This window comes from Butyrivibrio sp., from assembly GCF_024699075.1.
In genome coordinates this window covers 1-4,446 of sequence record NZ_JAILQF010000297.1, presented here as the reverse complement: position 1 = coordinate 4,446, position 4,446 = coordinate 1, and the positions used below count along the sequence as shown (strand labels likewise).

Below are 4,446 nucleotides of genomic sequence, written 5' to 3'. Positions count from 1 at the left end.
CAACCGTCTATCTTAGCTGCTTCATCAAGTTCTCTTGGTATGCCTTGCATGAACTGCATCATCTGATAGATGAAGAATGCCTGACCGCAAAAATATGGCAGTATAAGCGGAACGTATCCTGGAACCAGGTGAAGTCTGTAGTAGATAAGATACTGAGGAATCATGATAACCTGTCCGGGAAGCATCATTGTAGCAAGCATACAGGTAAACCAGATATTTCTTCCCCTGAATTTGATCCTTGAAAGGGAGTAGGCAACAAGTGATGATGAAATAACTGTTCCAAAGGTAGCTATTGTAGTTACTACCATTGAATTCTTAAAGAAGGTTGCAAAAGTTGTACCACCAAATCCCTTCCATCCTGTATAGTAATTAGATGTTTTTATTTCATTAGGTATAAGACTTAGTGTTCCTCTTAGTATTTCTGAATTGTCTTTGAAGGATCCACTTATCATCCATAATACCGGATATATCATTATAAAGCCAAAACTCAGTACCAAAATGTGGTACAGCGTTTTTCTGATCAGTTTTCTTTCCTTCATAAAGCACTCCTTATCCCTCTGCCTCATTGAATACCCAGAACTTTGATGATCTGAATATTACAAGTGTAATAAGACTCATTACGATCAGCATTACCCAGCTCATGGCACAGGCATAGCCCATGTTGTTGTACTTAAAGGCCTGATTATATACATTAAGTGCATAGAGCATTGTTGCGTTATTAGGTCCTCCTCCTGTTATTACGAAGGCCTGAGTAAAGGTCATAAATGCTGATATTGTCTGCATTACAAGGTTGTATAAGATTATTGGCGACAGGCACGGCAGAGTGATCTTAAAAAATCTGTGAAAACCGTTTGCTCCGTCTATTTCTGCTGCTTCATAATATGTAGAAGGTATCTCCTTAAGTCCTGCAGCAAAGATTATCATAGACGATCCAAACTGCCATACAGCCATAAGTATAAGAGGATATATGGCAAGAGCTTCACTTCCAAACCAGTTGATCTTGTTAAGACCAAGGTCCATTAGAACTGAATTAAAGAGTCCTTTTCTTGCAAACAGCTGCTTCCATACAAGTGCTACGGCAACGGAACCTCCTACAAGCGAAGGTACATAATACAAGGATCTGTACAAGGTCACCATTTTACTTTTTCTTGTAAGTACAAAAGCTACAAGAAGTGCAAATGTAAGTTTTAAAGGTACTGATATAACAACATACTGCAAGGTCTTTCGTATTGATTTAAGGAATACTTCATCTTCAAACAAAAGGCTGAAGTTCTTCATTCCAACAAATGTAGCGACCTTGCTTCCAAGTGAATAATCTGTAAAAGAATAATACAGTGACATACATATAGGTATCAAAGAAAAGCATATAAATCCGAATATAAAAGGCAGTGCAAATACATGTCCGACAACCTCGTCGCTGTAAAACCATTTTCTTAAGGCAGAAGCTTTCTTGTCACTTTTTTCTCCCATTTGGCCGGTTCCCCTTTCAAAAAAATCCTGCCCGCATTTACAACGGGCAGGACCTGTAACCCTTTAAAATACTATCATTCAAAAATTGCCTGGGCATCTGCGTAGGTCTTTTCGGCAGCTTCCTGTGCTGTTATCTCTCCGCTTGCCACCTGCTGAATATAGTTAAGATAATTGTCCTGAACCTGATCCTGACCATCAGGTGAAAGTACATTGTACTCTTCAGGTGTAGGCATCTTACTTACGCTGTCAACATAGTCATACATTATCTGCTGTCCGGCTGTTGCTGAACCTGCAAGTGCTGCTCTGACTTCTTCATTAGCAGGAATACCTCTTTCTGCCTGAAGGATGTTATTACAGTCAATGTCATTTTCAAACCAGCTGATAAAAGCAGCTGCAGCTTCTTTTTGCTCAGAATCCTGAGATACACAAAGCATCTGTGAAGACTGGATCAAAGAGCCTGAATTACCGCCTTTTTCTACCTTTGGAAGTGGTGCAAGCGCAAGTTCTCTTCCCTGTTCAAGGCATATGTCATAGATAGTAGGGAACTGGTTAACTGCAACCCATGTCATAGCAGCTTCGCCTGTTACAAGGAAATCATTCTCTATATTGGTTACTTCTGCAGAAGCACCTGCATCAGGATACGAACCCTTATTGATCATATCTGCTCTCATCTGAATATAAGGAGCAAGCATTGAAGGATCATCAAATCCCATTCCCGTAAGATCAAGATTGAAGAAGCTGTACTGACCAAGAGAGCCCTGCTGCCCTATATAAGTTGAACAGCCAGCTATAAAGTCAGAGGAAAGGAAGGTGGAAGATCCGAATATTCCAAGCTTTTCTGTTATCAGATCTGCTGCTTCATGATAATCATCCCATGTCCAGTCATCATTTGGAAGACTAGCTCCTGCTTCTTCAAACATAGCAGGGTCATAAGCAATACCGTATGTATTTATTCCGTTTGTAAGTCCAAGCTGTGTTCCATCAGTCTGCCTTGTTGTCTTAAGATTGGCTTCTGATATGTTGGAAACATCTACAACTCCTGATTCTATGAACTCGTCAAGAGGATATATCTTATCGATATACATTGGGAAGTTACCACCAAGCTGGAACACATCCCATACTTCATCGGATGCTACAAGAGTTTTAAGTTTGGTAAAATAGTCATCGAATGAGTAGTACTCATATTCTATAGTTACATTTGGATTAAGACTTTCATAAAGCTCAATAGCAGCAATTGTCTTATCATGTCTGTCCTGAGATCCCCACCAGGCCATTCTTAATGTAATAGGTTCATCAGTTCCTGCTTCTGTTTCTGCAGCTGTATCAGCTTTGGTATCAGCTGCTGCTTCTTTTGTATCGCTTTCTGCAACCTCACTTGTCGTATCTGCAGGTGTATCTGTTGACGCATTTTCACTGTTAGAGCATCCCATAAGTGCTCCTGATATAAGCGTAGACACCATCAAAATACTAAGTAGCTTGTTTTTCATGTTCCCCTCCTACTATAGTCACCTCAACATAATTAAATTTTCACACTTCTTAGGAAATTGTTTGAAACTTTTGGAACTCTTGTGGAAGACGTCTTTCGTTGTCAAAATATTACAACCAAAATAATCGGTTTTCAATAATATTGGGCAATTGTGACAACAGGGTTAAATCAGGTATGGTTTTCGAACTATATTTACTTGTTTCTAAGCAGAGATTTACGATACTGGAGGGGTGTTATCGTCATCTGCTTTTTAAAAACACGTTCAAAATATGTCAAAGAATCGTATCCCAGTCTGTTGGCGATCTCTGCCATAGTATACCTTTCGTCTTCAAGATACCTCTTACTCTCTGCTATTCTGCAAAGATTTATGTACTCGGATATTGTAAAGTTTGTAACCTCTTTGAATATTCTGCAAAGATATGCATTGCTCATATAAAACTGTTTTGAAAGCTCTGATACAGAGTTAATTCTGTTATAATTTTCTGCAATATAGTCAGCTACCTGATGGACTCTTTTCTGCTTTTCTATATGTGTCTGGACTCCTACTTCATCAAATTTGTGGATTTTGTTCTTCTCCCATTTAGACTTTTCAAGCATTATATTGATAACTTCTATCTTGAGTCTTACTCCCTTATTATCCTCATCCTTTGAAGTCATAATAACGGCAACTTTATTAAGAAAGTCCTGAACTATCTCGTTATTTCCTACCTGATATACGCCATGATGAGATTCAAAAAATTCGGCGATATCAAATCCAATCATTGTACAAAGAGGTTCAAAAAAGCTCTCTTTCATTTCTATCAAAAGTCTGTCATGGTACTTGCCGCCTATTATATTGGTTTTGGGAATCTGTTTTTTGTCAATAAAGGTGATGGTCCCTGGAGTCATCTTATAACACTGACCATCAGCAAAGAAATATCTCTCCCCGCTATAGATATACTGGATCTGATATTCGTTATGATAAAAGCCCTGCTTGGCTGTAAAATCCTGATTTCTCTCTATTCTTCCTACTGCAATACCGCTAAAATCTTTTCTATACTTTACTAAAAACATATATGCTCCTTGATGTATAATGAAATCAAAAATCAGCCTAAGTGAGGTTAGCTATGAAACTGGAAGAAATAAACGTACGTGATCCTTTTATCCTGCCATATGATGGAACTTATTATCTGTACGGAACAAGAGCCAAGACATGTTGGGGACTTGCCGATGGTTTTGACTGCTACACAAGTAAAGACCTGGTTACATGGGAAGGTCCTTTTGAAATATTCCATCGTCCCAAAGACTTTTGGGCTGATAAAAACTACTGGGCTCCCGAAGTTCATATCTACAATAACACTTTTTTCATGTTTGCAACATTTAATTCTGAAGCTCTTGACATGAAAGGAACCATGATCCTTTCGTCAGATTCACCGCTTGGACCTTTTAAACTCCATAGTGATGGAAAGATAACTCCAGATGAATGGAACTGTCTTGATGGAACCTTCTAT

General features: G+C 38.7%; 5 protein-coding genes. 1 reads left to right on the top strand and 4 read right to left on the bottom strand.

Annotated elements, in window-relative coordinates; all coding sequences use genetic code 11:
* The 4 genes from K6G87_RS12030 to K6G87_RS12015 form a co-directional block, all read right to left on the bottom strand.
* Positions 1–539: carbohydrate ABC transporter permease (locus tag K6G87_RS12030; protein ID WP_296837547.1), on the bottom strand; the 539-nt coding region annotated here is incomplete at its 3' end.
* Between the two features lie 10 nt (positions 540–549).
* Complete coding sequence (locus tag K6G87_RS12025) at positions 550–1,470, bottom strand: carbohydrate ABC transporter permease (RefSeq protein ID WP_296837545.1); 921 nt, start codon at positions 1,468–1,470, stop codon at positions 550–552.
* Between the two features lie 74 nt (positions 1,471–1,544).
* Positions 1,545–2,957, bottom strand: coding sequence for an ABC transporter substrate-binding protein (locus K6G87_RS12020; protein WP_296837542.1), 1,413 nt, complete (start codon positions 2,955–2,957; stop codon positions 1,545–1,547).
* Between the two features lie 191 nt (positions 2,958–3,148).
* Positions 3,149–4,009, bottom strand: coding sequence for an AraC family transcriptional regulator (locus K6G87_RS12015; protein ID WP_296837541.1), 861 nt, complete (start codon positions 4,007–4,009; stop codon positions 3,149–3,151).
* 53 nt (positions 4,010–4,062) lie between these two features.
* On the opposite strand from K6G87_RS12015, the gene K6G87_RS12010 reads away from it, so the two are divergent.
* Positions 4,063–4,446 (top strand): family 43 glycosylhydrolase (locus tag K6G87_RS12010; RefSeq protein ID WP_296837539.1); only part of this gene is annotated, 384 nt, incomplete at its 3' end.

Bases quoted from the DNA above. Each gene is read 5' to 3' on its own strand.
- K6G87_RS12025 (WP_296837545.1), bottom strand. From the start codon at position 1,470: ATGGGAGAAAAAAGTGACAAGAAAGCTTCTGCCTTAAGAAAATGGTTT.
- K6G87_RS12020 (WP_296837542.1), bottom strand. From the start codon at position 2,957: ATGAAAAACAAGCTACTTAGTATTTTGATGGTGTCTACGCTTATATCA.
- K6G87_RS12015 (WP_296837541.1), bottom strand. From the start codon at position 4,009: ATGTTTTTAGTAAAGTATAGAAAAGATTTTAGCGGTATTGCAGTAGGA.